2 protein-coding genes and 1 pseudogene (1 of these 3 only partly in view) are annotated in these 461 nt (G+C 77.2%); 1 reads left to right on the top strand and 2 read right to left on the bottom strand.

The window, feature by feature from the left end:
- Positions 1-199, top strand: a pseudogene (locus tag CCN33_RS32430) (hypothetical protein); the annotation flags it as partial.
- A gap of 8 nt (positions 200-207) precedes the next feature.
- Here the strand turns inward: CCN33_RS32430 and CCN33_RS33615 are convergent.
- Positions 208-450, bottom strand: a complete 243-nt coding sequence (locus CCN33_RS33615; protein WP_279628236.1) for a DUF3052 family protein — start codon at positions 448-450, stop codon at positions 208-210.
- Positions 390-461: the final stretch of a DUF3052 family protein gene (locus CCN33_RS33610; RefSeq protein WP_279628235.1), read on the bottom strand. It continues 147 nt past the right edge of the window; 72 of the gene's 219 nt are visible here — the last part of the coding sequence; its start codon lies beyond the right edge, outside the window — the gene reads right to left on this strand; its stop codon occupies positions 390-392. The genes CCN33_RS33615 and CCN33_RS33610 overlap by 61 nt, the downstream gene beginning before the upstream one ends.

The following is a 461-nucleotide window of genomic DNA, read 5'->3' as shown; positions in this document are numbered from 1 at the left end:
CCGCGCCGGACGGGGCGCCGTCGCCGCGGGAGGCGACATCACCGGCTCCGCCCTCGGCGACAACTCCAAGGTCACCGGCCCCCGCACCCCGCCCACCGCCGCCCGCCGCACCCATGGCGACGTGCACGCGGCCCGCGACGGCATCGCCGCCGGAGGCGACATCACCGACAGTGCCCTCGGCGACGGCAGCGAACGCTAGGCCCGGTCCTACGGGGTACCCCGCCGCAGCAGGTCGAGCCGGGTGCCGGCCCAGCTCACCGCCACGTCCAGGGGGGTCCGGCTGAGCCCGGCGGCGGTCGCGCTCTCCGCGATCTCGGCGGGCTCCACGTGTCCGTCGCGGCCCGGGTGGGGCGTCAGGAGCCAGATGGGACCACCGGAGGTGAGGCCGGTCAGGGCGTCGGTGAGCGCGTCGAAGAGGTCGCCGTCCTTCTCGCGCCACCACAGGAGCACCGCGTCGGCGG

Origin of the sequence: Streptomyces recifensis (assembly GCF_002154615.1) — a bacterium.
Lineage (GTDB): Bacteria > Actinomycetota > Actinomycetes > Streptomycetales > Streptomycetaceae > Streptomyces > Streptomyces griseoluteus.
The sequence above is the reverse complement of the archived record's forward strand: the minus strand, read 5'-3'. Positions and strand labels throughout refer to the sequence as shown.